Here is a 26,889-nt window from a genome sequence, read left to right as displayed (position 1 = left end):
GCTTGCCTTCCAACCAAGCCGCGCGACGCGCGCCACAAATAGCGCCGTAGCTAGCGCGGCTTGGCTGGAAGGCTGCCCGGGGCCCGTTACCCCATCTACGAGAGTTCACGCCCTCACAACACGTGCGAAGCGCCCGGAATCTTCCGCAGGCCTGCAGTCAGTCCCCAGCTCAGCATCACCGTGAGCACGAAGCCGATCGCCGCTTTCACGATTGCCGGCAGCGAATAATCGAACAGCACGTACTGGATCCACAGCGCGATCGGGTAGTGCACCAGGAACATGCCGTAGGCGTCCGCCTGCATGCGGTCGAGCAGGTTCGATCCCGACGACTTCTGGTGCAGGAAGAAGGCGAGGATCGCGAGCAGGATCGCGCCTGAGAACAGCACGACGAACGTGCCGTAGATCGCCTGGTACCAGTGCGGCAGCGGGTCGGGATTGCCCAAGATTTCGCGCTTGATGTAGATCATGCCCCACATCAGACAGTAGGGGACCAGCGTGGCGATTACCCAGAGCCAGCGACTCCTGGGCAATCGGCCGTCGGCGCTGAGAATGCCGCGATCGAAGTTCGCAGCTCCAACGCTGACGCCGATGAAGAAATAGGCGAAGTAGAGCAGGATGCGGCTTGCCTGCACCGAAAACGGCCCCAACTCGAACCATTTGGTGCCGCCGAAATAGAGCAGCGCCGGCACGTAGACGATGGCGGTGACCGCGACGAGCATCAGCCAGAATGCCGCCGGCTGCTCAAATCCGCGCAGCGAAACGCGGTTGGCCGGATCGACCAGATGCGCCGAGACCCGGTAGAGCAGGCTGGCGGTGAGGTCGAATGCCAGCAGCACCCACACGAACCAGATCGGCCCGCTCGGCCACGGACCGACGGTGATCGTCTTCCACCAGAACGCGGCGAAGCTCAGCTCGGGATCCTGCCGCAGCGCGATCGCGTAATAGGCGAGCGGGATGACGGTGAAGGCGGCGATCGCGAAGGGGAGCCCGAGCCGGAGCAGGCGGTCGCGCAGGAAGACTGACGTCGCCTTGCGCGCGATGCCGGGCCAGGTGAACAGGCCCGACAGGAAGAAGAACATCGCCATGAAGAAGCTGTCGGTGGCGAGCACGACGACGTCGAAACCGATCCAGGACGCCGGGTCGGTGTGCCCGAAATAGGTGTAGGGAATGACGGCATGGTGCAGCAGCACCACCAGCGTGAGGAAGGTGCGGGTTCGATCAAGCGACAAATTGCGCGCTTTGGCCCTCGGCGCGGCGTGCGCCTCTGCGCCGACCGTCGCGGAATGTGACATCGTGATCATGGTCGCCCCGATTGCGCTCCTGTCCCGGCCGGACTGTGCCGCCGGGAACCGGATTCAGCAAGGATCGTTTGAGGCGCATCCGAGGCCTGACACGCCTAGGAACCAGTTCCCCGCAACGCAGTTAGCGTTCGCCAAAAGGGCTTGAGGGCCGCGAAAAAGCGGTACCAATTTCGGAGCTGGCGATGACGATCCTGAAATGGGCGCTGATCTTCTTACTTGTCTCGATCGTGGCCGGCGTGCTCGGCTTCACCGGCATCTCGGCCGCCTCGGCCGATATTGCCCGCTTCCTGTTCTATATCTTCGTCGTGATCTTCCTGGTGCTGCTGATACTGGGGCTCACAATCTTCAGGGCGTAGCGAGGCTGCTCCAGCATTGTCAGTCGTCATGCCCGGGCCTGTCCGGGACAAGCCCGGCCATGACGGCAGGCCCATGTGGATGTTACCCCACTTCCTCGATCTTCACCTTGTCCGGATAGAAGGCGAGATGGCCGGAAATTTCCGTCATCGCGGGGAAGGGCGTCTCGTAGGTCCAGATCGCGTTGTCGAGCGTCTTGCCGTCGGCCTTGACGCTGTAATAGCTCGCGTCCCCCTTGTAGGGGCAATGGGTGACGCGGTCGGTGCGCTCGAGCAGCGCCATGTTGGCGTCCTCCCGGGGCACATATTGCACCGCCGGATATCTGGCCTCCTTGAGCGTCAGCGCCTTGCTGGTCTCGGCGATCACGATGTCGCCGGCCGTGACGCGGACGCGACGGGGGTTTTGGGTGATGGTGATGGGGTGGTCGGGCCCTGGAAGCTTCATGATTTTACGCCTTTTCGATCAATCTGCCGCGCGCGGCACTTTGTCGTGCCTTTAGTCTCGTGGGATCACGGATATAGTGCCGGAAGGCGTGACGTAGAAGTCCGTTCACGCTAAGTTTGGCCCTGCCGGCAAGTTTGGCTTTGCAGATCCGGACCCCGGCAGCGATTCGAAGCCGAGACTGATTCGAAGCAAGGAGCACGACCCGAATGCCCATGGACGCCCACGATATCGAGGCCATGATCAAGGCGGCGATCCCCGATGCCGAGGTGACGATCCGTGACCTCGCCGGCGACGGCGACCATTATGCCGCGACCGTGATCTCGGAATCCTTCCGCGGCAAGTCCCGCGTCCAGCAACACCAGATCGTCTATCAGTCCCTGCGCGGCCAGATGGGCGGTGTGTTGCACGCGCTGGCGCTGCAAACCGGGGTGCCTGGGTTGCCCGGGGCCTGATCTGATCGCGTGGGGATGACGATGGCTGCGGACAATCCGCGCGGCGCGCTGTTTCGCGTCATCGTGCCGAACCAGCACAGCCGCGTCACCAATGCCGAGCTGTTCTTCGACCTCGTCTTCGTCTTCGCCATCACGCAGGTCTCGCATACGCTGCTGCACCATTTCACGCCGCTGGGCGGGGTGCACGTGACGATGCTGTTTCTCGCGGTGTGGTGGGTGTGGGTCTACACCGCCTGGGTCACCAACTGGCTCAACCCCGAGCTGACCCCGGTCCGCGTCATGCTCTTCTCGATGATGCTCGGCGGCCTCGTGCTGTCGACGACGATCCCGACCGCTTTTGAGGGACGCGGCCTGTGGTTCGCGATCGCCTACGCAGCGATGCAGGTCGGACGCACGGCCTTCTGGCTGTTCGCGACCCCGCGCCATCGCACCGCCGTTCGGCACAACGCGATCCGCATCCTGGTCTGGCTCTCCGCTTCCGCGATCTTCTGGATCCTCGGCGGTCTGGTGCACGAGGAGGAGAGGCTGTGGTTCTGGATCGTGGCACTCACGATCGAATATGTCTCACCCGCAGTCCGCTTCTGGGTCCCCAGGCTGGGATTCTCGTCGGTCGAGGCCTGGGCCGTCGAAGGCGGTCACATGGCCGAGCGCTTCGCCGGCTTCATCATCATCGCGCTCGGTGAAGCCGTCGTCGTCAACGGCGCGACCTTCGCCGAGCTGGACTGGACCACCGACAACCTCCTCGCCTTCGTCTCGGCGCTGGTCGGCAGCATCGCGATGTGGTGGATCTATTTCCACAAGGGCGCGGAGGCCGGCTCCGAGCGGATATCGAAGACCGCCGAATCCGGCCGGCTGGCCCGGCTTGGCTATACCTATCTGCACATGCCGATCGTCGCCGGCATCATCCTGGCCGCGGTGTCGGACGAACTGGTGCTGAAGCATCCGGCCGGACATTCCGACATCCGGACCATCGTGAGCACGGTCGGCGGGCCGCTGGTGTTCCTGGTCGGCACCATCCTGTTCAAGCACGCGATCCGCGGCTTCCTCCAGCTCTCGCACGGCATCGGCATCATCCTGCTGCTGGTGCTGAGCTGGTTCGCGCCGGAGCTGTCGCCCTTATGGCTGTCGGTCGCGACGACCGTGATCATGATCGTGGTCGCGGTGTGGGAGTCAATCTCGCTGGGATCGACGCCGGCGGAGGCAGAGGAGCATTGAGGCGCGGGCTGCGGAGAGAATGCCGAGCAGCCCGCCCGGCGGCATGCGCTGATCGCTTATTCCGCAGCCTCCAGCGCATGCACCGAGAACATCCTGGCCGCGTCCGTCCAGGTTTCGCGCACGCGCCAGCCGGCTCCTTGCGCCAGCGCCGCGAAGCGTTCGAGGCTATATTTGTAGCTGTTCTCCGTGTGGATGCTCTCGCCCGCCCCGAACGAGAAGCTGGTGCCTAGCATGCGTACCGTCTGGCTCTTCTTGCTGATCAGGTGCATCTCGATGCGATGGCGCTCGCGGTTGTAGATGGCGCGATGGGTGAAGGCGGAGAGGTCGAAATTACCGCCGAGCTCGCGGTTGATGCGGACGAGAACATTCAGGTTAAAGCGTGCGGTGATACCGGCGGCGTCGTTGTAGGCATCGTGCAGCACGCGCTCTTCCTTTTCGAGGTCGGCGCCGATGATCATCTGCGCGCCCCGACCGAGAATCGCGCGTGCGCTCTTCAGGAAGGCCTGTGCTTCCCGCGGCTCGAAATTGCCGATCGTCGAACCGGGGAAGAAGCCGACCTTGGGCATCGATGCAACCGTCCTGGGCAGCTCGAACGGCGTGGTGAAGTCGGCCGCCACCGGATGGATGCCGAGCGACGGGAAGTCCCGCTTCAGGCCGTTCGCCTGCGCCTTCAGGAAGTCGCCGGAGATGTCGACGGGCACATAGGCTGCAAATTTGCAATGGTTCAGCAGAAGGCGGACTTTTGTGGTGGCGCCAGCGCCGAACTCGACCAGTGCCGCATGCTCCGGAATGATCTTTGTGATCTCGCTGCCGCGCTCCTTCAGGATCGCAAGCTCGGTGCGCGTCGGATAATATTCCGGCAGGCGCGTGATCGCCTCGAACAGCTCCGATCCGGCGGCATCATAGAAATATTTCGGCGACAGCTTTTTCGGTTGCTGCGACAGGTCCTCGATGGCTTCGCGGGCAAAGGCGGTCGTCTGCTCGTCGGGAAGATGGGCTTCAGCCAAGGCGCTGCCGTGCACATTCATGATACTCTCCTGAACGCGCTGTCCGGCGCGCGGTTGTCGTCGGATGAGACTCTAAAGCGCGATGAGATCGCGCTTTAGCTTGTTGTTTGAGCATGATCTTTTCGGAAAACCGCTGCACACTTTTCCGGATCATGCTCTAGTCGTAGTCGGCGAGCCGCAATCCCGTAAATTGCCAGCGATGGTGCGGATAGAAGAAGTTGCGATAGGTGACACGGCTGTGGCCGTCAGGCGTTGCAAGCGAGGAGCCGCGCAGCACCAGCTGGTTGATCATGAACTTGCCGTTGTACTCCCCCAGCGCGCCCTCGATGGCGCGGTAGCCGGGGTAAGGCGAGTACGAAGAGCGCGTCCACTGCCAGACGATGCCGAAGGCGTCGTTGAGCTGGCCGGCGCGCGCCGTGACCTCCCATTCCATCTCGGTCGGCAGATGCTTTCCGGCCCAGCGCGCGAAGGCGTCTGCTTCGTAATAGCTGACATGGCACACGGGGGCGTCGGGATCCACCGGCTTGAGGCCGGCCAGCGTCATCACATGCCATTGGCCATCGATCTCGCGCCAATGGCCCGGGGCGTCCCAGCCCTCGTTGTTGACGGTGGCAAAGCCGTCCATCAGCCACAGCGTTGCGGTTCGATAACCGCCGTCGCCCATGAAGGCGAGCCATTCGCCGTTGGTGACGAGATTGCGCGCGACCTTGACAGGGCCGACCAGCGCGCGATGCGCGGGCTTCTCGTTGTCGAAATGAAAACTGTCGTCTGCGTGCCCGACGGTGTGGATGCCTTCGTTCAGCGTCAGCCAACCCTCACCCGAGCGTGTCGAAGCCGGGAAGCGCCAATCCAAATCATAGGCCGGCGGGATCGGGTTCTGCGCGAAGGCATGCAGGATATCGGTGAACATCAACTCCTGATGCTGCTGCTCATGGTTGAGCCCGACCTCGATCAGCGGTGCGATCTCGCGGAGCTTGTCCTCGCCGGTTTCGCGGAAGAACTTTACGACGGCCGCGTCGACATATTTTCGATAGGCGCCGACCTGATCGGCGCTGGGCCGGGTGATGTCGCCGCGGTGATTGCGGGAATGACGCGGGCCGGCGCCGACGTAATAGGAATTGAACAGGAATGCGAAATCAGGGTGGAAGGGCCGGTAGCCCGCACAGTGCTTGCCGAGCAGGAATTGCTCCCAGAACCAGGTGGTATGCGCCCGGTGCCATTTCGTGGGGCTCGCATCCGGCATGGACTGAATCTGCTGGTCTTCGGGCGACAACGGCGCGGCCCGGCGCTCGGTCTCGTTGCGGACGGCGATAAAAGCATCTTCCAGCCTCTGGGCGAGGCCGCCCAAATCGCTCAACGATGTCGAAAGCGGGGCGGTGGCCGTAGCGGAGGCTGGTTTCGTCACGTTTTTCTCCAGACCAGGACAAGAGAACGTTGTTGGCGTTGCCCGGTTCCAAAACAGGGTTCGTCCTAGATAGGGGCTCCGTTACGGTATGAAAGTCCTCCCCGGCGAGGATATTCGTGCCATCATGCAATAGGGCCTGCCGCTGCCAGACCGGGTCGGCCGGGGCCGTTCGCCGCCATTTTACTTTGGATGCACAACGGTTTGGGCTACATATATAGCTAGGTATCGGGTTAGATCGGCTGAGCCAGCCCGAAGCGATTGGTGTGGGCTCGGCCCCAGAAGGACACGGATATGAGCATCGAGGAATTCATCGCCAACGAAGTGAAGTCGAACGACGTGGTTCTGTTCATGAAGGGCACGCCGCAATTTCCGCAGTGCGGTTTCTCCGGCCAGGTCGTCCAGATCCTCGATCATATCGGCGTCGGCTATAAGGGCCTCAACGTCCTCGAATCCGCCGAACTGCGCAACGGCATCAAGGACTATTCGAACTGGCCGACCATTCCGCAGCTCTATGTGAAGGGCGAGTTCATCGGCGGCTGCGACATCATCCGCGAGATGTTCCAGGCCGGCGAATTGCAGCAGCTCTTCTCCGAGAAGGGCGTCGCGGTCGCGGCCTGACGCTTGACCGCGCTGACGCGCCGCATCGGCGGCGCCGAGCTCGAGGTCATCGTTGCCGACATCACCACGCTGAGCGTTGACGCTATCGTCAACGCCGCCAACACGTCGCTCCTTGGCGGGGGTGGCGTGGATGGCGCAATCCACGCCGCTGCCGGTCCCAAGCTTGTCGCCGAGTGCCGGACGCTCGGAGGATGCCCGACCGGAGACGCCAGGATCACGAAGGGCTACCATCTCCCTGCCCGCCATGTGATCCATGCGGTCGGACCCGTCTGGCACGGCGGCGGTCGCGGTGAGGCTGAGGCGCTGGGCTCCTGCTATCGCCGTGCGCTTGAGCTCTGTGAGGCCAATCAGCTGAACTCCCTGGCATTCTCCGCGATTTCGACCGGGGTTTATCGCTTTCCGGCCGACCAGGCCGCGAAGATTGCGGTTCGTACGACCCTCGACGCACTGCCGACCGCTCCCTCGGTCACCCACGTCATATTCTGTTGTTTTTCGGAGACAAGCGCCGCTCTCCACACGGACGTTCTGGCGCGACACAGCGGCCCTTGTGCCAGATAACGCCGTCAGTACACTCCGCCGGCCATGTTCCGGGGAGGGGATATGATTTTACATTCTGGACTGCGTGCGTTGGTCTGCGGCGCACTGGTGTCGCTCGGCGCGATGTCGCTCGCGCAGGCCGAAGGGACCTACGAAATTCCGGCCGGTGCGCATTTCAATCGGGAGAAGCTCGCCAAGGTCGGCGAGTTCTTCAAGAACGAGGTTGCGACCGGCAAGATCGCCGGCGCGACCGTGCTGATCAAGCAGCACGGCAAGCCGATCTACCGTGAGGCCTTCGGCGTGCAGGACGTCGTCAGCAAGGCGCCGATCACCGACAAGACGATCTTCCGCCTGTTCTCGATGACCAAGGCGATCACCTCTGTCGTCGCGATGCAATTGGTCGAGGACGGCAAGATCAAGCTCGACGATCCCGTCTCGAAATACATCCCGTCCTTCGCCAATGTGAAGGTCGGCGTCGAGAAGAAGGCCGAGGACGGCACCAAGTCGCTCGAGCTCGTGCCGCCAAACCGGCCAATGACGGTGCACGACCTGATGACGCACACCTCCGGCGTCACCTATGGCTTTTATGGCGACAGCCTGGTCCGCAAGGCTTACCGGGACGCCAACATCTATGCCGGCGATTTCGATCTCGCCGAGTTCGCCGAGCGCATCGCAAAACTGCCGCTGCACAACCAGCCGGGCGCGCTGTGGCAATACGGCCATTCCACCGACATCCTGGCTCGGGTCATGGAGATCGCGGCCGGCAAGCCGCTAATCGAGATCGAGCGGGAGAAGCTGCTCGGCCCGCTCGGCATGGTCGACACCGGCTTCTTCGTCACCGACCCCGAGAAGCAGAAGCTGCTGGCGCAGCCGGTGCCGAACGACAGCGATTTCCGGGTTGGGCGGATCAACGATCCGACGGTGGGCAAGAAGATCCAGTTCGCCAGCGGCGGCATGGTTACGACGATGGCCGATTATGAGCGCTTTACGCAGATGCTGCTCAACGGCGGCAGCCTCGAGGGCAAGACCATTCTCAAGCCCGAGACGTTCAAGCTAATGGTGACCGATCAGGTCGGCCCAAACTCCGGCGTCGATCGCGATTATTTCTACTTCCCCGGCGACGGTTTTGGCTTCGGCCTCGGCCTTGCCGTCCGCACCGATCCCGGCAACGCCAAGCCGCCGCCGCCGGGCGATCTCGGTGAGTTGAAGTGGGATGGTGCCTCCGGCTGCTATTTTGTGATCGACCGCAAGCAGGACATGTTCTTCGTTCTGCTCGAGCAGACCCCGACCGAGCGCCAGCGCGTGCAGCGGACATTGAAGCAACTGGTCTATGAGTCCATGGAGAATTGACATGCGCGGGCGCCGCGCACTGATCGCGGCGCTCGTCCTTCTGTTCGGCGTGGTCGGTGCGCGAGCGGGTTCCGCGGGGTGCGCCGCGCACAACTTCTCTCCCGAAGGGCTGGCGAAGGTTTCCGACTACATCCGAAGCGAGATCGCCGCCGGCAAGTTTCCGGGCGCAATCCTGCTGCTCCAGCAGCATGGCAAGCCGGTCTATTACGAAAATTTCGGCGTCCGCGACGTCGCGACCGAGATTTCGATGAGCGCGGACACGATCTTCCGGCTCTATTCGATGTCGAAGCCGATCACGTCCGTGATGGCCATGATGCTGGTCGAGGAGGGCAAGCTCGCGCTCGACGATCCCGTCTCGAAATACATTCCGGCCTTTGCCGGTATGAAGGTCGGCGTCGAAAAGGAGGCCGAGGACGGCAAAATAGCGCTGGCGCTGCAGCCGCTCGACCGTCCCGTCACGATCAAGGACCTGCTGCGGCACACCTCCGGGCTGCCTTATGGCTACTATGGCGGCGGCATGGTGCACGAGCTCTATGCTGCGGCCAACCTCTTCGACAGCAATCTCAGCAATGCCGACTTTGCCGCCAAGATCGCCACGCTCCCGCTGGTCGAGCAGCCGGGCACGATGTGGGACTACGGCTATTCCACCGACGTGCTCGGCCGTGTCGTCGAGGTAATCTCGGGGAAGACACTGCTGCAGTTTGAAAAGGAGCGGCTGCTCGATCCGCTTGGCATGACCGAGACCGCATTCTTCGTTGCCGACCCCGCCAAGTTTCCGCGCATCGCCGAGCCGATGCCGGAGGATCGCAACATCAATCAGATGACGCAGGTCCGGGATATCAGGCTGCCGCGGAAATGGGAATCGGGCGGCAGCGGCTTGGTCGGCACGATCGGCGACTATGCCCACTTCGCGCAAATGCTGCTGAATGGCGGCACCTATGACGGCCGGCGCTATCTCAAGCCGGAAACCGTCGCCCTGATGGCGTCGGATCATATCGGCCCCGAGACGAAGATCGTGCGCGACCAGAGCTATTATCCGGGCGGGAGCTCCGGCTTCGGCCTCGGCTTTGCGGTGCGCACGTCGGTGCCGCCCGACACATCGTGGCCGCTTGGCGAATATCGCTGGGATGGCGTCGGTGGCACCTTCTTCTTCATCGATCCCGAAGACGATCTGTTCGGAATCTTCATGGTGCAGACCCCGTCGCAGCGCGGCCGGATTCAATTGTCGCTGAAGACGCTGATCTATCAGGCGATGGGGCGCTGATCGCGGTCGACTCGTAGCCCGGATGGAGCGAAGCGCAATCCGGGACTCTCACCGCACGGATAAACTCCCGGATTGCGCTGCGCTCCATCCGGGCTACGGCAGTTCGCTAAGCCCCGCGCACGATCTCGCGGACATGGCCGATCGTCTCCTCGATCTGGTTCGCATTGACGTCGAGATGCGTGCAGGCGCGGATGCGTCCGTCCATCATCGCGAGCGTCACGCCGCGCTGGCGGAGCGCGGCGACCATCTTGTCGCCGGGAATGCCGGCGCCATCAGGGTTGAAGAACACGAGATTGGTCTCGGGCTCCTGCACCTCGATCCCTGCGATCTGCGACAGTCCGCGGGCCAGCGCCCGCGCATTGGCGTGGTCGTCGGCAAGACGCTCGACGTGATGGTCGAGCGCATAGATGCAGGCGGCCGCGCAGATTCCGGCCTGCCGCATCGAGCCGCCGAGACGCTGCTTCCACTGCCAGACTGCATCGATGAAAGCGCGCGTGCCGGCAAGCACGCCGCCGATCGGCGCGCCCAGCCCCTTCGAGAAGTCGATCCAGGCCGAATCCCACCCCGCCGTCATGTCGCGCGGAGAGATTCCGCTCGCCACAGTGGCGTTGAGCAGGCGCGCGCCGTCCATGTGGGTGACCAGGCCGTGTTGTTTTGCGATCGCGACGATCTCGTCGAGCGCGGCCTTCTTCCAGATCGTGCCGCCGCCGATATTGGCGGTCTGCTCGACGCTGACGACGGTCTGCGGCGGTTGGTAGCGCGTGCGCGGATGCAGCGCCTTGCGGAACGTCTCCGGCGTGAACTGGCCGTCCGGTCCCTTCAATTGCGTGACCTGGAAGCCGCCGATCGCGGCATGCGCGCCGCCCTCGCGCGCGATGATATGCGCGCTCTCATGGGCGAGGATCTCATCGCCGGGACGGCAATGCACCAGCGTCGCCGTGACGTTGCACATCGTGCCTGACGGCATGTAGACCGCAGCTTCCTTGCCGAGCAGCTCGGCGACGCGCTCGCACAGCGCGTTCACGGTCGGATCGTCGCCGACCTGCTCGTCGCCGACCTCCGCCCGCGCCATCGCCTCGCGCATCGCAGGCGTCGGCTTCGTCTGGGTGTCGGAGAGCAGGTTGATGCGCACCGGCGGCGCCTTAAGATCGATCGGGGGAGGAGTGTAGAGCATGGCGGGACTCGTCATCTAGTGGAACAACGATAACCGGTCCTCAGCCATGACGCGCTGGGCAACGTGTTGCCGCGCGGCGGCGAGGATGTCGTCCGGAGTGTCTGAACTGAAGTTGTTGCAGTTGGGCTGAGCGAACAGCCCTCGATATCGGCGGACCTGCTCGTCACGGGGCAGCGCGGCCCATATCTGACGTTCCGCTCCGGTCGGTATTGCCGAGGTTCAATGTTGGCGAGTTGGTCGCTCGGCTGAGGCATTGAGACTGCCCATACCATAACAAAAAGGCCCCGGAAACTGGGGCCTTTGAGCGATGATTTGCGCAGTTATCAACGCGAATAGAATTCGACGACCAGATGCGGCTCCATCTGCACCGGGAACGGCACGTCGGAGAGGTGGGGGATGCGCACGTATTTCGCGGTCATCTTGCCGTGGTCGACTTCGAGATAGTCGGGCGTGTCACGTTCTGGGAGCTGGCTGGCCTCGAGCACATGGGCCAGCTGCTTGGAGGATTCCTTCACCTCGATGAGGTCGCCAAGCTTGACCTGATAGCTCGAGATGTTGACCTTGCGGCCGTTCACCTTGATGTGGCCGTGGTTGACGAACTGGCGCGCGGCGAAGATCGTCGAGACGAACTTGGCGCGGTAGACCACCATATCGAGACGGCGCTCCAACAGGCCGATCAGGTTCTCGCCGGTGTCGCCCTTGAGGCGGCTCGCCTCGACATAGACACCGTGGAACTGGCGCTCGCTGATGTTGGCGTAGTAGCCCTTCAGCTTCTGCTTGGCGCGCAGCTGCACGCCGAAATCGGAGAGCTTGCCCTTGCGGCGCTGGCCGTGCTGGCCGGGGCCGTATTCGCGGCGGTTGACGGGGCTCTTCGGGCGGCCCCAGATGTTCTGGCCCATACGGCGATCGAGCTTGTACTTCGCCTCACTGCGCTTAGTCATCGCGTCCTCTTCAGGTTCATGGTTTGAGGAAACGCGCCCTCCTGTGTGACGGGCAAGCCCGCCACCGACAGGCCTCATCCCCAAAGCTTGAAGGGACGCGGCCACGGGTCGCGAAACGCTTCGCGGGCCGAAATCGGCCCGCGAGCAGGGGGCTTTTAGGTGAGTTTAGGCCGTCCTGTCAATGCGAATAGCCCCGAAAATCATGTCCGGACAGCCCGGATGGGCTTTGCCCCGGCTGCTCGCAATTCGGCAGCGATTTCAGTGTTCAGGACCTGTTCCAGCCGGGTTAGGACCCGGGCGATCGGGGCGGCGTCGGTGACGCGGTGGTCCCAGCGGATCACGACGTGGATGGTCTGGTCGGGCTCGACCACGCCATAGCTGATGATAAAGGGGCCGGGCGTGACGGGGTGGAGCTCGCCCCCGCCATAGGCGGCCACCGAGCTCACCGCGAAGCTGCCGAACCAGTTGCCGCGCTGCCGGCCGAAATTCAGGCCGATCGCCCAGGACAGGCGTCGCAGCGGCAGCGGCAGGCGGGTCGCCCGCATGATCTTGCGGAACATCGGAACGTCCTCGATCGGCGCCGTCTTGGCGCGCCGGATCTCGGCGTCGATGGTGGCCAGCCTCATGGCCTCAGGAGCCGCGATCCGCTGCGGCATCACGCATTCCTCGCCGTCCTCAACCCGGGCGATGGCGACCGAGGCCACGCTGTTTGGTAGTTCGTAGAGCATCGGCCAGGGCCATTTGGCGTAGATCGTGCGCAGGACCGGCTCGTCCTTGGCCACCACAGCGAAAGCCTTGACGAACATCGCGGCCCAGCCGGCCGGCGCCAGCGCGCCCGCGCGGGCCTCCAGCAGGGGGCGGATATTGAGCGAACGGGAGAGCGACACGAACGGCACGCCCATCGAGGCGCGCATGAGGTCGCAAATCAGACGGCGCGGCAGCGAAATGGTCTTGGATGTTCCGCGCATCGCGCTCCGGTTCCCGCGGATGAAAATATGTGCAGCGAGCGGGTTCCCGCTCGCTGCCTGCTCTAGCATGAACCAACCCGCTTAGGGGCGGTCGGTTCGCCGCATCAGGGCGCAGGCGAGGCCAGCGGCTTGGTCTTGTCGACGACGTAAACGCCGAGCACTTTCATGGCCTTGTCGCCGTGGGCCTTGGCGTCGTGCACGACGCCTGCCGGGATTTGATAGGAATCGCCAGCTTTCAGGGTTTTCTCCGGCTGCCCATCGACGAGCAGATTCAGCTCGCCTTCGAGCACGTAGCCGGTCTCGATTCCCGGATGAGCGTCCGGCTGCACCGCCCGTCGGGACTTCCGCGATGGCGGTGATGGTGTTGTAGCCGTCCGGAAACTCGACCTTCTGGAGTGGGGTGCGCTTGATGCCGGTCTGCTGGGCGAAGGCCGCGGCGGCAAGGCCGGTGAAAACGAGAGCGAGCAAAGTCTTTTTGAGCATTGTTTCCTCCCTGGAACGGCCGACCCTAGCAGCGCCGCCGCTGCCGGCAAGATCGCAATCGGTTTGTTCAGCGCTTGATGCCGTCGAACGCCGCCATGATGCCGCGCTGGAAGAGCGACCAATCGAAACCCAGCGCGATGGCGCGGTAGCCGCGGTCGATCAGCGCGTTGGCCTGGTCGGCGGTGCGGGCCACGCCGCCGATCGGCACGCCGCTTTTGAGGATGCCGGCCTCGGCCCGCGCGACCAGCTCCAGCAATTCCGGATCGTCCACCTGCCCGCGCTTGTTGATGGAGGTGGCGAGATCGCCGGGGCCGATCACCGCGACGTCGATGCCGGGCGTGGCCATTATCTCGTCGATGCGGTTGACGGCATCGACATGCTCGATGGTGATCATGCAGATGATCTCGTCGTCGGCGCTGGCCATGTAGTCCGGCATCGACTGGCCCCAGCGGAACGGCGCGTGGAACGGACCCCAGAGACGATCGCCGCGCGGCGGATAGCGCACGCTGCGCACCGCCTTCCCGGCTTCAGCGCGATTGGTGATCATCGGGAAGTTGATGCCGAAGGCGCCGATGTCCATCGGCGCCTTCGCAAGCCACGGCTCGTTCGCCGCGATCCGCACCAGGGGCGTGCACGGCGTGCCGGTGGTGGCTGCGATCATCGCATGTGCTTCGGTCAATCCAATCGGGCCATGCTCGAGATCGACGATGATCCAGTCGAGCGAGCGTGCCATGATCTGCACGGTCTGCACGCTCGGGATCGTCGCGATCGCGCCGAAGGCCGGGCGGCCCTCGCGCCAGAGCTGGCGGAGGCGGTTGAGTGGCATAGTCGGGACCGACATCGAATTGCCTTGGGCTGACCTGCGGAGAGATGATGACGGCGAAGCCTAGCAGCGCGCCGTTGCGGCGCAAAGTCAGGCCGGCACACGGCCGCCGAAGAACGGCGTTAGCGTGGCGCTGAGGCCATGCGCACGGTTCGAGGTGAAGATCATCTCGGCACCGGATTGCGCTATGCCGCCGATGCGCGCCCCGAGCAGGTCGGAGACGCGGCGGGCGATGGCCGGCGCCGGATCGATCCAGTCCACCGGCCAGGGCGCAAGTTTATTCAGCCGGTCGAGCAGCAGCGGATAATGCGTGCACGCGAGCACCACGATGTCGGTGCGCGCACCCGCATCCTGGGGATCGCCGACGAAGCAGGGCGCGAGCTCGGCAAGGACGTCGCCGTCGCTGATCGGATGTCCGCTGAGCGCGGCTTCAGCCAGCGATGCAAGCTCGGGCGAGCCGACCAGCGTCACCTCGCAACCCAGCGCGAAATCGCGGATCAGCGCCTTGGTGTACTCGCGCTTCACCGTGCCCTTGGTGCCGAGCACCGAAACGCGCCGGGTCTTCGACAGTGCGCAGGCGGGCTTGATCGCCGGCACGGTGCCGACGAAGGGCAGGGAATAGGCGGCGCGCAGATGCGATAGGACCAGGGTGGACGCCGTGTTGCAGGCGATGACGACGAGGTCAGGATCGTGCGTGCCGATCAGCTCCCCCATCAGCGGCACGACGCGGGCGATGATCTCGTCCTCGCCGTGGTGGCCGTAGGGGAAGAAGGCATCGTCCGCGACGTAGATGTAATGCGCGTCCGGGCGTGCGGCCACGACCTCGCGGAGCACCGTGAGTCCGCCAAGGCCGGAATCGAACACCAGGATCGTCGGGGAATTGATCACGTCGTTACCTTAAGGGCAGCATGGTTACCATTCGGTTTTTGGGGCGGTTTTGCGGCGGGGCCGCCTAGCATCAATTTGGAAGGGTTCAATTTCATGATTGCCGCAAGTTCCCGCTATCAGCAGCCATGCTGCGCTGCGGGCGGGACATATCCGCTCCGCGTCGTGGCGCGGATGGTGGCGGACGATTTGGGCCAGGAGCGTTCGGCTCTCGTGTCCCGGACGCGCTGCAACGCCCTCAGCGTTGCCGCGCAGAGCCGGGATCCGCGAAGCCGGTCAGGCGATCCTGTTGGTGGTGGCCGCTCGCTCGGTCGCCAACTGGCTCTGCAAGCGCTCGATGTTTTGCAGCAGGCGCTGGCTGGTCAGCACGAGGAAGTAGTAGCCGAACTGCGGGTCCTGGAAGTAGATCTCGAGCAGCCGGTCATAGGTGATCGTCAGCACCTGTCCGTCTTCGATGCATTCGATCGTGCCGGTGCGCCGGTTGTCCGGCGTGAGGAAGCCGAGCTCGCCCATCAGCGCGCCGGGCTGGATCTCGACATTGATCTCCTTGACCAGGAACTTGCCGGTGACGGTGAGGAGCATCTCCTTGGCCGGATCGCCCAGCTTGAACAGCGTGTCGCCGCGGCGATATTTGCGTTCGGTCATGAACGGCTTGAGCCATTCGATCGACATATCGCCTTCGGCGGCATGGCGCGCCTTCTTGACCAGCTTGAGCATCTGCCGCAGGCGCAAGGCGTTGATCGGAAGCAGCAGCAGATAGAGCAGGAACGTCGAGACGTTGGCCGAGAGCGCGCCGAAAACGGCGAAGAGCGCGCAGCCGATCATGTTGGCGACGCGGAGCGGCACCATCGTCCGCATCAGCAGGGTAGCGACGAAGAAGCCGGCGCCGACCGCGGCGAACAGATTGGCGAACGTGATGTTGTGGACGAAGATCTCCAGCAGCCGGTTGAAGATCGCGTCGTAGGTGACGTTGTTGGGATCGAGGCCCATCTGGACCAGGATCTTCGCGATCCTGAGGTTGTCCGTCGCCGCATCGAGAATGCGGTCGAGGATCGAGGAAATGTCTGCACTGCCGGACGGCATGGTATTGTCCCCGCGTAAGGCCTTCAGTCCCGGTTGGTACCGTATCGTCGAAATAGAATGACGACCGCTTGAATGAAGCCTTCGGCCGTCCTGCCGCAAGAGGCAAATTTTAGCCTTATCGGGCATTTCGGCAATTGCCCGTTGGGTGTGCGTATGGCCGCAACGCGCCCATGATTCGGGCCGGCCGCGCGGGCTTCGGCGTCGTGGACCGTGGCGTCCCGACGGGGGCGGGGGGCGTAGGCGAGCCGGCTTACGGCTTGGCGGCGGGCTGCACGACCTCCTGCTCGACGAGGTCGAGGTGTCCCGGCAGCGAACCGGCGCGCAGCAACATGGCGACGCTGTTGGCCTCTTCCAGGGTGAAATTGCCGGAGATCTGGCCCGAGCCGCCGGTGATCGTCTCGCGGATCACGGGAGCGGAGATCACCCTGCCGTCGAGCACGATGGCGAAGGGCTTTCCGATGTTCTCTTCGGTGACGTGGGCAAAGCGCCGCGTGCCGCGGCCGTTGAAGCGGAACGAGGCGATCGGCTCCTTCGTGCCGCTCGCAAATCCCGGACCGGCATAGCTGATGTCGTCGCCGTCCAGCGCGCTGTCTTTGGCGACCAGATAGGGGAGCTGGTCTTTGAAGCCTGGCAGGACTTCGGTGCCCGTGGGCGGCGTGCCCGATTGTGCCCGCTCCGCCGGCATCGAGAGGTCGATCAGGCGGAAGTTGACCTTCACCTTCCTGGCGAAGACCGCGGTCACGCGCTCGGGCTCCATCACATCAGGCAGGAAGATGCGGATGCGGTCCGCCCCGTCAGGCTGGACGCTGGCGAGCTTGACCCCGGCGTTCTTGAGACGTTGCTCGATCATGGCGATGGCGTTCTCGACAAGATCTTGCAGCCGTGCCGCGGCTGCGGCATCGGTCGGTGCGAGCCTGACCAGTCCGTCGCCACCGTCGGTCACCGTGAGCGCACGCGATGGCAGTTCCTCCGCGGCTGATGCCAGCTTGCGCGCGAGCTGTTCGCGGCCCTTCGCGTCCGCGATGTTCAATTCGACGCCGCCGTCGCGGATCGCAAGACCGGAGAAGGCGACGCGGCCCTCGCGCAGGGTCTTGTGGACGTCGTCGCGCAAATCCGTGACGACGCTCTCGCGCAAGCCGTCGCTGTCCACCTTGTAGACGATGCGCGAGCCGCCCAGCTTCTCCATCTTGTCGGCGACGAAGGCCGCGATCTTGGCGCGCATCTTGTCGAGCTGGGTGTCTTCGGCGAGCGCCGCGCGCGGCAGGGCGACCGCCGATGCCATGATCCACGTACCCATGGCGAGCGCGACGAACAGCCGGGTGGCGCAATCCCGCAGGGGCGTAGTCATGTTCACCTCAAGTCTTGCGGCGGGGCGCTGGCAAGCGAATTCGATGCCAGTTCTTGGTCCCCGGATCGGGCGCGGAGGTTCAAAGGCCTCTAACCAGAGTCCAATTACCGCAGTCGTGAGGTCATGGACGAATGCTCAATCATCCATCATTCTGTCCGCGCTCGGCCGGTCATCGGTCGAGGCTTCGCCGAACCAAAATGTCAAAAGACAGGGGCGGGGACAAGCACTGAGGGAGGACGGAATTCCATGGCGGGCATCCACGCGCTCGATCGCTTCATCGGCAACGACTATCCGGATCTGGCAACGGACGCAGAGGTCCGGGCCTTGGAGCAGGTCGCCTACGCCGATCGCGCTCGCGGCCGAGAGCACCTTTGATGCCATCAGGCTCGCGGCGGCCAGACATCCCATCAAGCCGGCCATCCAGTTCTTGCAAAATGCCGATCCCGCCGACACTCCGATCGTCGTAAGCTATCGCGACTTCTTCGTGCGGGTGCTTCAAGCCGCCAACATGTTTCACGCGCTCGGCGTCGGAAAGGACGACGTTGTGAGCTTCATGCTGCCGCTGTTGCCGGAAGCCTTCGTGACACTGTTTGCGGCGGAGGCCGCGGGCATCGCCAATCCCGTCAACCCGCTGCTCGAGCCGCATCAGATTGCCGAGATTCTCGATGCTGCAAAGACCAAGGTCCTGGTGGCGCTCGGGCCGATGCCCGGGACCGACATCTGGCAGAAGATCGAGCAGATCAGGCCGCAGTTGAAGCATCTCAAAGCGATCGTGCAGGTCTATGGCGGCGGCGATTCGGCCGGGGGCATTTTCTCCTTCCACGATCTCGCTGCGCAGCAACCGGCGGACCGGCTCGTCAGCGGCCGCAAAATTCTCGGCAGCGACATCGCCGCCTACTTCCACACCGGCGGCACCACCGGCACGCCAAAGCTGGTGCGGCACACCCACACCAACCAAGTCTATCAGGCGTGGGCGCTCAACCTGCTGCTGAAATCCAAGCCCGGCGCCAACATGTTGTTCGGCATGCCGCTATTCCACGTCGGGGGATCGCTGACGCAGGTGCTGCTGACGCTGTCGAGCGGTGGCTCATTGGTGGTATTGTCGCCGAGCGGATGGCGCAATCCGAACTCGGTGAAGAACATCCGGCAACTGGTCGAGCGCTTCAAGCCGGAGGCGTTGTCGAGCGTGCCGACCGTGCTTGCCGCAACGCTGGCGGTGCCGCCTGATAATGCCGACATCTCCAGCCTGAAATATGCCGCCGGCGGCGGCTCCGCGATTCCTGTCGCTGTGGGATCGGCGATCCAGGACAAGCTGAAGCTGCCGGTGGTCGAGGTCTACGGCATGACCGAGACGTCGAGCGTGCATACGCTCGCCTATCCGTCACGACCGATCCGCCTCGGCTCGGTTGGCCTGCCGATGCCCTATGCGCGCGTGCGCATCGTGCAGCTCGATGCCGACGGCCGACTGATCCGCGACTGCGCGCCTGACGAGATCGGCGTCGTCATCATGGCGGGCCCCGGCGTGTTCGGCGGCTATCTCGACGACGAACACAACAAGGGCGCCTTCGTCGACGAGGTCTGGGTCAATTCCGGCGATCTCGGCCGGCTGGATGCCGACGGCTATCTCTGGATCACCGGCCGCGCCAAGGATCTCGTGATCCGCGGCGGCCACAACATCGATCCGGCGCCGATCGAGGAGATCATGTTCCGCCATCCCGCCGTCGGCTTCGCCGCCGTGGTCGGCCAGCCCGACGCCTATGCCGGCGAATTGCCGGTCGGTTATGTGCAGTTGAAGCCGGGCGCGACCATCAAGCCCGGCGAGCTGGAAGCTTGGGTGCGCGAGCGCACGCCGGAGCGCGCAGCCGTGCCCGTGCAGGTCATCCCGATCGATCCGATGCCGGTGACCGGCGTCGGCAAGGTGTTCAAGCCGCAGCTGCGCTGGGACGCGGCGCAGCGCGTGTTCACGAACGTGCTGGCGCCGCTCACCGGGCGCGGCATCGATTGCAAGGTCAAGGTCGGCGCGCACGGCAGCCACGGCTCGATCGCAACCGTCACCCTCGCCGGCCTTCCGGCAGATCAACGCGGTAGTTGCCGGTGAGGTGCACACGTTGCTCGCGCCGTTCGTGATGCGGCACGAGGTGGTACAAGCGTAGGGCTCCACGCGACAGGGAGCGACGCTTCGCCGCACCGAAATAGAGCCGTCCCGAGGCTTTATGTGATCGGCATCACATAGGAGGATTTGGCAACCGGCGATGCTCGGAATAGTCTCATGGAATTGCATCCGGGGGGACGCAAGTGATTCCGTTTCGGCTATTTGCTTTATTGATATTTGCCATTGGCCTTACCTCCGGACCGGCGCATGCCGACCGGCGGGTGGCGCTTGTGATCGGCAATTCCGCCTACAAGAGCGCGCCCAAGCTCGGCAATCCCGTGAACGATGCCACCCTAGTCGGCGGCATGTTCAAGAAGGCCGGCTTCGATTCCGTCGACGTCAGGCTGGATCTCAGTGCCAGCGAGATGCGGCGCATGTTGCGTGAGTTTGCCGGCAGGACGCGCGATGCGGAAATGGCGGTGATCTATTACGCCGGGCATGGCATCGAGCTCGACGGCACCAACTATCTCATTCCGACCGACGCGACGCTCGAGACCGATGGCGACGTTCTTGACGAGACCATCCCGGTGGAGCGCGCGCTGTTCGCGGTGGAGCCGGCCAAGCAGCTGCGCCTGATCATCTTGGACGCGTGCCGCGACAATCCGTTTTCCAAAACCATGAAGCGCACGCTGGCGTCGCGCGCGATCGGACGCGGGTTGGCAAAGGTCGAGCCGACCAGCCCCAACACCATGATTGCGTTCGCGGCAAAGGCCGGTTCGACCGCGTCTGACGGTGATTCCAAGAACAGCCCGTTCGCCGTCGCTTTGGTCGAGCACCTGCCGAAGCCGGGCCTCGACCTGCGCAAGGCTTTCGGCTTCGTGCGCGACGACGTGCTCAAGAGCACGGGCTACAAGCAGGAGCCCTACGTCTACGGCTCGCTGGGCGGCGACGACGTGCCGCTAGTCGCCGTCAAGCCGGCCACGACCGGTCCGCAGGCCAACCCGCAGGATGCGCTTCGCAGAGATTACGAGCTTGCGCTTCAGCTCGCCACGCGCGACGGCTGGGAAGCATTTTTGACGGCGTATCCGGAGGGCTTCTACGCCAATCTGGCCAAGGGCCAGTTGAACAAGATCGGAGCCGAGGAGACGCGCGCGGCCGCCGAGCAAAAGGCGAAGGCGGCCGAGCAGGAGAAGACGAGGCTCGTTGCCGAACGCGCCCAGAAGGCCGAGCAGGACAAGGCGGCTGCGGCGGCGAAGGTCGCCGAAGAGGCGCGGATCGCAGCGGAGAAGCAAAAGCAGATCGAGCAGGCGCGGACTGATGCGGCCGAGCAGCAGCGCAAGGTGGCCGAGACTGCCGCTGCGAAAGCACAGGCCGAGAAGCAGGCGGCGGAGAAGGCCAAGGCCGAGCTTGCCGCCCGGCAGGCTGCGGACAGGGCGTCAGCCGAGCAGGCCGCAAAGCCGACAGCCGACCGGCAGATCCCGGAGGCCGAGAGCCAGAAAGTGGCTGCCCTCTCGCCCGCGCCGACATCCACCTTGTCGGCGGTCGATCTGGCCAGATCCGTGCAGAGCGAATTGCGCCGCGTCGGCTGCCTGTCCGCCGCTTCCGACGGCGACTGGAGCGCCGCATCGCAGCGCTCGCTGTCACTGTTCAACAAATATGCCGGCACCCAGTTCGACGTGAAGCTTGCGAGCGTCGATGCCCTCGATGCGCTGAAGGCGAAGCCGGGACGGGTGTGCCCGCTCGTGTGCAATTTCGGTTTCAAGGCCGACGGCGATCAATGCGTGAAGATCACCTGCCGCGCCGGCTATCACGTCGGTGACGACAACGAGTGCGAGAAGATCCAAGAGAAGAAGCCGGTCGCGACACGCGAGGATTCCCGGAGGCGCGACGCGGATCGAAAACAAACGGAGGCGGCTCCATCGACGCCGCAGGCCTCGGGGCAGATGATCTGCAACAACGCCGGATGCAGGCCGATTGCCAAGGGATGCCGGCTCGGAACGGCCAATCATCCGGCCACTCCTACGGTTAAGATACCGGCCGAAATATGCAATTGATGATGAAGCATCGCTTTCGGACTTCGGCCATCGCGCTCACAGCTCTTGTCGGCTCCGTTGTCGCAAGCTGGCTGGGCTGCAGCCCGGCGCTCGCCGACAAGCGCGTTGCGCTCGTGATCGGCAATTCCGCCTACAAGAGTGCGCCCAAGCTGGGCAATCCCGTCAACGACGCGGCCTTGATCGGCGGCATGTTGAAGAGGTCAGGCTTCGACACGGTCGACGTCAGGCAGGACTTGAACGCGCCCGAAATGCGCAAGGCGCTGCGCGAGTTCGGCGCGCGGACGCGAGACGCCGATGTCGCGATCGTCTACTACGCGGGCCACGGTCTCGAGGTGGACGGCACCAACTACCTGATTCCGATCGATGCAGCGCTCGAGACCGATACCGACGTCTACGACGAGGCGTTGCCGATTGATCGCGTGCTGGTCAGCATCGAGCCTGCCAAACAGCTTCGGCTCGTCATCCTCGATGCGTGCCGCGACAACCCTTTCTCAAAGACGATGAAGCGTACGGTGGCCTCACGTGCAATCGGCCGCGGCCTTGCCAAGGTCGAGCCGACCAGCCCGAATACGATGATCGCGTTTGCGGCCAAGGCGGGCTCGACGGCGTCGGATGGCGACTCCCGGAACAGCCCGTTCGCCACGGCTCTCGCGGACCATCTGCCAAAGCCCGGCCTGGACCTGCGCAAAGCGTTCGGCTTCGTGCGCGATGACGTGCTAAAGAGCACTGCCAACAAGCAGGAACCCTTCGTATATGGCTCGCTGGGCGGCGATGACGTGCCGCTCGTTCCTGCCAAGCCGGTTGCGACCGGCCCGCAACCCAATCCGCAGTCTGAGCTCAGGCGAGACTATGAACTCGCGCTCCAGCTCGGCACGCGGGACGGCTGGGAAGCGTTCCTGGCGCAATATCCTGAGGGGTTCTATGCGAATCTCGCCAAGGGCCAGTTGAACAAGATCGGCGCCGAGGAGACGCGCGCGTCGGCTGAACAAAAGGCCAAGGCGGCCGAGCAGGAGAAGACAAGGCTCGTTGCCGAACGCGCCCAGAAAGTCGAGCAGGACAAAGCGGCCGCGGCCGCGAAGACCGCCGAAGAGGCGCGGATCGCGGCCGAGAAGCAGAAGCAGATCGAGCAGGCGAGGACAGAGGCGGCCGAGCAGCAGCGCAAAGTGGCCGAGGCCGCCGCCGCCAAAGCGCAGGCCGAGAAGCAGGCGGCGGAGAAGGCCAAAGCCGAGCTCGCCGCCAGACAAGCCGCGGAGAAGGCGTCAGCCGAGCAGACCGCCAAGCAGACAGCCGATCGCCAGATACCGGAGGCCGGGAGCCAGAAAGTGGCAGCCCTCGCGCCGGCGCCGACATCCAATGTGTCGGCAGCTGATCTGGCGAAATCCGTGCAGAGCGAATTGCGCCGCGTCGGTTGTCTTGCCTCGGCTGCGGACGGGGAATGGAGTTCGGCCGCACAGCGCTCGCTGACGCTGTTCAATAAATATGCCGGCACCCAGTTCGACGTGAAGCTTGCGAGCGTCGACGCGCTCGATGCGCTGAAGGCGAAGCCGGGACGTGTCTGCCCGCTTATATGCAATTTCGGCTTCAAGGCCGACGGCGATCAATGCGCGAAGATCGCCTGCCGCGCCGGCTATCGCGTCGGTGACGACAACGAGTGCGAGAAGATTCAGGAGAAGAAGCCGGTCGCGACGCGCGAGAACTCCTCAAGACGCGACGCTGAGCGGAAGGCAACCGAATCTTCGCCCGCCAAGCCCGAGGCGAGCGGGCAGATCATTTGCAGCTCGACAGGCTGCCGTCCGGTGCAAAAGGGATGTCGGCTTGTGAGCGGGACCATCCCAGGAAGGGTCAGTTCGAATGTTGCAACCGGCGGCAACTTTGAGGTCTGCAATTAGACTTGTGATGGAAACTTGCCTGTATAAGGCTAGGCGATCTGGATGAATATCGTTCGATTTCTTGGGATGTTGATTTTTGCCGTTTGGCTGGGTTGCAGACCTGCACATGCCGAGAGGCGCGTTGCGCTCGTGATCGGCAATTCCGCCTACAAGAACGCGCCGCGGCTCGCGAACCCGGTGAACGACGCTGGGCTGGTCGGCGCCATGTTCAGGAACGCCGGCTTTGATTCCGTCGACATCAAGCTGGACCTCAATGCCAGCGAAATGCGGCGCATGCTGCGCGAGTTCGCAGCCAGGACGCGCGATGCCGACATGGCGGTGATCTACTATGCGGGCCACGGCATCGAGCTTGACGGCAACAACTACCTCGTTCCGACCGATGCCATGCTGGAAACCGACGGCGACGTCCTCGACGAGACCATCGCCCTCGACCGTGCGCTGTATGCGGTCGAACCGGCCAAGCAGCTTCGTCTCGTCATTCTCGATGCCTGCCGCGACAACCCTTTCGCCAAGACCATGAAGCGCACGGTGGCCTCGCGCGCGATCGGGCGAGGGCTCGCGAAGGTCGAGCCGACCAGCCCGAACACGATGATCGCGTTCGCGGCCAAGGCAGGCTCGACGGCTTCGGATGGCGATTCCCGCAACAGCCCGTTTGCGGTCGCGTTGACCGATCATCTGCCGAAGCCGGGACTCGATCTGCGCAAGGCGTTCGGTTTTGTCCGCGACGACGTGCTGAAGAATACCGGCTACAAGCAGGAGCCCTATGTCTATGGCTCGCTCGGCGGCGACGACGTGACGCTGGTGCCGGCAAGGCCGGCGGCTGCGGGCCCGCAGGCAAATCCACAGGACAGTGTACGCCGGGACTACGAGCTTGCCCTTCAGGCCGGCCTGCGTGAAGCCTGGGAAGCATTTCTCCAGACCTATCCGGATGGCTTTTACGCCAACCTCGCCCGCGTGCAGTTGAAGAAGATTGCCGCGGAAGAGGAGCGCACGGCGGCGACGGAAAAGGCGCGGTTGGCCGAGCAGGACAAGGTGAAGCTCGCCGCTGAACGTGCCCAGAAAGCGGAGCTGGAAAGAGCCGCGGCTGCCGCCAAAGCCGCCGAAGATGCGCGGATCGCCGCGGAAAAGCAAAAGCAGATCGAGCAGGCAAAGGCTGAGACAGCCGAACGCGAGCGCAAGGTAGCCGAGGCGGCGGCGGCGAAGGCGCTCGCGGAGAAGCAGGCGATCGAGAAGGCGGCGGCTGAAGCTGTGGCGAAGCAGGCTGCGGACAAACAGAGCGCCGATGCCGAGAGCAAGAAGGTCGCGGCCCTGTCGCCGCCGCCGAGCTCCCCGTCACCGGGCGATCTCTCCAGATCCGTTCAGCTTGAATTGCGCCGCGTGGGCTGCATGAAGGCTGGACCGGAGAGTGATTGGGGCGAGACGGCGCAACGCTCGTTGACGCTGTTCAATAAACACGCCGGGACCAGATTCGACGCGAACCTTGCGAATGCGGATGTGCTCGACGCGCTGAAGGCCAAGCCCGGACGTGTTTGTCCGCTGGTTTGCGAGCGCGGCTTCAGGGCTGATGGCGATGCCTGCGTAAAGATCACCTGCCGCGCTGGTGATCGCGTCAACGACGACAATGAATGCGACAAGACGCCGGAGAAGCCGGTTGCGAGACGGGACGACGCGCAGAAGCGCGATTCCGATCGTCAACAGAAGGAAGCCTCACCGGCGAGTCAGCAGGCCCGCTCGTCGGGCCAAGTCATTTGCAGCTCGGCCGGCTGTCGTCCGGTTCGTTCGGGATGCAGATTGGTGACCCCGACTGCTGGGCCGGGAACCGGTGGCGCGGGCGCCGGCGTCGCCGGCCAGAATGCTGTCGAGGTTTGCAACTAAGGGCCCGCGCCCACGATCAATCAACCCGCCGGCATCCGCGTTTCGACCAGCCGCACCCAATATGATGCGCCGTGGCCCAGGATGTTGTCGTTGAAGACGTAGGCCGGGTGATGGCACTCGTTGCCGTCGCCCATGCCGACCAGGATCATCGCGCCGGGGCGTGCTTCCAGCATGAAGGAAAAGTCTTCGGCGCCCATCATGGGAATGAACTTGTCGTTGACGCGCTCGGCGCCGACGATGTCGCGGGCGACGTCGGCCGCAAGGCCGGCTTCGCGCGCATGGTTCATCGTCACCGGATACATCCGCGTGTATTTGGTCTCGGCCGAACCGCCATAGGCACGGGCGACGCTCTCGGCGACCTCGCCGATGCGGCGCTCGACGAGATCGCGCACCTCGGGATCGAGCGTGCGCACGGTGCCGCCGAGCTCGGCGATCTCCGGGATGATGTTGAAGGCCGTGCCGGAGTGGAATTGCGTGATCGAGATGACGGCGGACTTCAGCGGATCGACGTTGCGCGCGACGATCGATTGCAGCGCGCCCACGATCTGCGCGCCGATCAGCACGCTGTCGATCGACTTATGCGGACCCGCACCGGCGTGGCCGCCCTTGCCGTGGACCGTGATCTGGATGTTGTCGGAGGAGGCGAGCATCGCGCCGGGCGTGGTTGCGAAATGGCCCTCGGGCAGGCCCGGCATGTTGTGCATGCCATAGACCTCCTGGATGTTCCAGCGCGTCATCAGCCCGTCCTCGACCATCGCCTTGCCGCCACCGCCGCCTTCTTCCGCGGGCTGGAAGATCACGACCGCCGTGCCGTCGAAATTGCGCGTCTCGGCGAGATATTTGGCGGCGCCGAGCAGCATGGCGGTGTGGCCGTCATGGCCGCAAGCATGCATCTTGCCGGGGACCTTGGAGGCGTAGGCGACGCCTGACGTCTCCATGATTGGCAGCGCGTCCATGTCGGCGCGCAGGCCAATGGTCTTGCCGGAGGCCGATTTGCGGCCGCGGATCACGCCGACCACGCCGGTGCGGCCAATGCCCGTCACCACCTCGTCGCAGCCGAACTCGCGAAGCTTGTCGGCGACGATGCCGGCGGTGCGATGGACGTCGTATTGCAGCTCCGGGTTCTCGTGGAAGTCATGGCGCCAGGCGGCCATTTCGTCGGAGAGGGCGGCAACGCGGTTGACGATGGGCATGAGGGGGATCCGTTTTTGTTTTGCTGCAGTTCGTAGGGCGGGTCAGCGAATCGTAACCCACCTCGTTGGTTTTCGCGGAGACAGAAGTGGTGGGTTATGCCAGCGGACTGCGCTTCGCGCAGCCCCAGGGCCAA

At 64.1% G+C, this 26,889-nt stretch carries 22 protein-coding genes and 2 pseudogenes; 11 read left to right on the top strand and 13 right to left on the bottom strand.

What is annotated here, in order from left to right:
• Window positions 1–113 precede the first annotated feature (113 nt).
• Window positions 114–1,301 carry an acyltransferase gene (locus IVA80_RS30525; protein ID WP_247438426.1) on the bottom strand — a complete coding sequence of 396 codons (1,188 nt, stop codon included), beginning with the start codon at window positions 1,299–1,301 and terminating at the stop codon, window positions 114–116.
• Window positions 1,302–1,483: 182 nt separating this feature from the next.
• On the opposite strand from IVA80_RS30525, the gene IVA80_RS30520 reads away from it, so the two are divergent.
• Complete coding sequence (locus IVA80_RS30520) at window positions 1,484–1,657, top strand: DUF1328 domain-containing protein (RefSeq protein WP_027560239.1); 174 nt, start codon at window positions 1,484–1,486, stop codon at window positions 1,655–1,657.
• An 82-nt stretch (window positions 1,658–1,739) separates the two neighbouring features.
• Here the strand turns inward: IVA80_RS30520 and IVA80_RS30515 are convergent, their stop codons facing one another.
• Window positions 1,740–2,099: a DUF427 domain-containing protein gene (locus IVA80_RS30515; RefSeq protein WP_247438424.1), complete on the bottom strand. Its 360-nt coding sequence runs from the start codon at window positions 2,097–2,099 to the stop codon at window positions 1,740–1,742.
• Between the two features lie 206 nt (window positions 2,100–2,305).
• Here IVA80_RS30515 and IVA80_RS30510 point away from each other — a divergent pair, with 206 nt between their 5' ends.
• Entirely contained in the window at window positions 2,306–2,551 is a 246-nt protein-coding gene (locus IVA80_RS30510) for a BolA family transcriptional regulator (RefSeq protein ID WP_247438422.1), read from the top strand.
• A gap of 21 nt (window positions 2,552–2,572) precedes the next feature.
• Complete coding sequence (locus tag IVA80_RS30505; protein WP_247438420.1) at window positions 2,573–3,766, top strand: low temperature requirement protein A; 1,194 nt, start codon at window positions 2,573–2,575, stop codon at window positions 3,764–3,766.
• A gap of 56 nt (window positions 3,767–3,822) precedes the next feature.
• Here the strand turns inward: IVA80_RS30505 and egtD are convergent, their stop codons facing one another.
• Together egtD and egtB are read right to left on the bottom strand one after the other, a co-directional pair.
• The gene (gene egtD / locus IVA80_RS30500) at window positions 3,823–4,794 is read right to left on the bottom strand and encodes an L-histidine N(alpha)-methyltransferase (RefSeq protein ID WP_247438418.1); all 972 of its coding nucleotides are present in this window, start codon (window positions 4,792–4,794) and stop codon (window positions 3,823–3,825) included.
• A 136-nt stretch (window positions 4,795–4,930) separates the two neighbouring features.
• Window positions 4,931–6,178 carry an ergothioneine biosynthesis protein EgtB gene (egtB, locus tag IVA80_RS30495; protein ID WP_247438416.1) on the bottom strand — a complete coding sequence of 416 codons (1,248 nt, stop codon included), beginning with the start codon at window positions 6,176–6,178 and terminating at the stop codon, window positions 4,931–4,933.
• Window positions 6,179–6,469: 291 nt separating this feature from the next.
• Here egtB and grxD point away from each other — a divergent pair, with 291 nt between their 5' ends.
• The 4 genes from grxD to IVA80_RS30475 are packed head-to-tail and all read left to right on the top strand — an operon-like array spanning window position 6,470 to window position 9,947.
• A complete protein-coding gene (gene grxD / locus IVA80_RS30490; protein ID WP_247438414.1) occupies window positions 6,470–6,796 on the top strand; it encodes a Grx4 family monothiol glutaredoxin in 327 nt (108 codons plus the stop codon).
• A 3-nt stretch (window positions 6,797–6,799) separates the two neighbouring features.
• Window positions 6,800–7,354, top strand: coding sequence for an O-acetyl-ADP-ribose deacetylase (locus tag IVA80_RS30485; RefSeq protein ID WP_247438412.1), 555 nt, complete (start codon window positions 6,800–6,802; stop codon window positions 7,352–7,354).
• A 42-nt stretch (window positions 7,355–7,396) separates the two neighbouring features.
• Complete coding sequence (locus IVA80_RS30480; RefSeq protein ID WP_247438410.1) at window positions 7,397–8,683, top strand: serine hydrolase domain-containing protein; 1,287 nt, start codon at window positions 7,397–7,399, stop codon at window positions 8,681–8,683.
• Between the two features lies 1 nt (window position 8,684).
• Window positions 8,685–9,947, top strand: coding sequence for a serine hydrolase domain-containing protein (locus IVA80_RS30475; protein WP_247438408.1), 1,263 nt, complete (start codon window positions 8,685–8,687; stop codon window positions 9,945–9,947).
• Window positions 9,948–10,053: 106 nt separating this feature from the next.
• On the opposite strand, the gene IVA80_RS30470 is transcribed toward IVA80_RS30475, so the two are convergent.
• From IVA80_RS30470 to IVA80_RS30435, 8 genes and pseudogenes are all read right to left on the bottom strand, one after another.
• Window positions 10,054–11,121, bottom strand: coding sequence for a threonine aldolase family protein (locus tag IVA80_RS30470; protein WP_247438407.1), 1,068 nt, complete (start codon window positions 11,119–11,121; stop codon window positions 10,054–10,056).
• A gap of 323 nt (window positions 11,122–11,444) precedes the next feature.
• Window positions 11,445–12,062 carry a 30S ribosomal protein S4 gene (gene rpsD, locus IVA80_RS30465; RefSeq protein WP_247438405.1) on the bottom strand — a complete coding sequence of 206 codons (618 nt, stop codon included), beginning with the start codon at window positions 12,060–12,062 and terminating at the stop codon, window positions 11,445–11,447.
• A 200-nt stretch (window positions 12,063–12,262) separates the two neighbouring features.
• Window positions 12,263–13,030 carry an acyltransferase gene (locus IVA80_RS30460; RefSeq protein ID WP_247438432.1) on the bottom strand — a complete coding sequence of 256 codons (768 nt, stop codon included), beginning with the start codon at window positions 13,028–13,030 and terminating at the stop codon, window positions 12,263–12,265.
• Window positions 13,031–13,134: 104 nt separating this feature from the next.
• Window positions 13,135–13,513 (bottom strand): annotated as a pseudogene (locus IVA80_RS30455) (cupin domain-containing protein).
• Window positions 13,514–13,580: 67 nt separating this feature from the next.
• On the bottom strand, window positions 13,581–14,354 hold the full coding sequence (locus tag IVA80_RS30450; protein WP_247438403.1) for an aldolase/citrate lyase family protein: 774 nt from the start codon (window positions 14,352–14,354) through the stop codon (window positions 13,581–13,583).
• Window positions 14,355–14,426: 72 nt separating this feature from the next.
• A complete protein-coding gene (gene murI / locus IVA80_RS30445; RefSeq protein ID WP_247438400.1) occupies window positions 14,427–15,224 on the bottom strand; it encodes a glutamate racemase in 798 nt (265 codons plus the stop codon).
• Window positions 15,225–15,497: 273 nt separating this feature from the next.
• Window positions 15,498–16,304, bottom strand: coding sequence for a cyclic nucleotide-binding domain-containing protein (locus IVA80_RS30440; RefSeq protein ID WP_247438399.1), 807 nt, complete (start codon window positions 16,302–16,304; stop codon window positions 15,498–15,500).
• Between the two features lie 250 nt (window positions 16,305–16,554).
• On the bottom strand, window positions 16,555–17,652 hold the full coding sequence (locus IVA80_RS30435; RefSeq protein ID WP_247438398.1) for a preprotein translocase subunit SecD: 1,098 nt from the start codon (window positions 17,650–17,652) through the stop codon (window positions 16,555–16,557).
• Window positions 17,653–17,898: 246 nt separating this feature from the next.
• On the opposite strand from IVA80_RS30435, the pseudogene IVA80_RS30430 reads away from it, so the two are divergent.
• The 4 genes and pseudogenes from IVA80_RS30430 (at window position 17,899) to IVA80_RS30415 (ending at window position 25,562) form a co-directional block, all read left to right on the top strand.
• Window positions 17,899–19,805 (top strand): annotated as a pseudogene (locus IVA80_RS30430) (acyl-CoA synthetase).
• A 169-nt stretch (window positions 19,806–19,974) separates the two neighbouring features.
• Window positions 19,975–21,798, top strand: a complete 1,824-nt coding sequence (locus tag IVA80_RS30425) for a caspase family protein (RefSeq protein WP_247438397.1) — start codon at window positions 19,975–19,977, stop codon at window positions 21,796–21,798.
• Window positions 21,798–23,687, top strand: a complete 1,890-nt coding sequence (locus IVA80_RS30420) for a caspase family protein (RefSeq protein WP_247438396.1) — start codon at window positions 21,798–21,800, stop codon at window positions 23,685–23,687. The genes IVA80_RS30425 and IVA80_RS30420 overlap by 1 nt, the downstream gene beginning before the upstream one ends.
• 42 nt (window positions 23,688–23,729) lie before the next feature.
• Window positions 23,730–25,562 (top strand): caspase family protein, encoded by a 1,833-nt coding sequence (locus IVA80_RS30415; RefSeq protein ID WP_247438395.1) that lies wholly within the window; start codon window positions 23,730–23,732, stop codon window positions 25,560–25,562.
• Window positions 25,563–25,582: 20 nt separating this feature from the next.
• Here the strand turns inward: IVA80_RS30415 and IVA80_RS30410 are convergent, their stop codons facing one another.
• Window positions 25,583–26,755 (bottom strand): M20 aminoacylase family protein, encoded by a 1,173-nt coding sequence (locus tag IVA80_RS30410; protein WP_247438394.1) that lies wholly within the window; start codon window positions 26,753–26,755, stop codon window positions 25,583–25,585.
• Window positions 26,756–26,889: the final 134 nt, after the last annotated feature.

Source organism: Bradyrhizobium sp. 139 (assembly GCF_023074175.1).
Classification (GTDB): domain Bacteria; phylum Pseudomonadota; class Alphaproteobacteria; order Rhizobiales; family Xanthobacteraceae; genus Bradyrhizobium.
The sequence above is the reverse complement of the archived record's forward strand: the minus strand, read 5'-3'. Positions and strand labels throughout refer to the sequence as shown.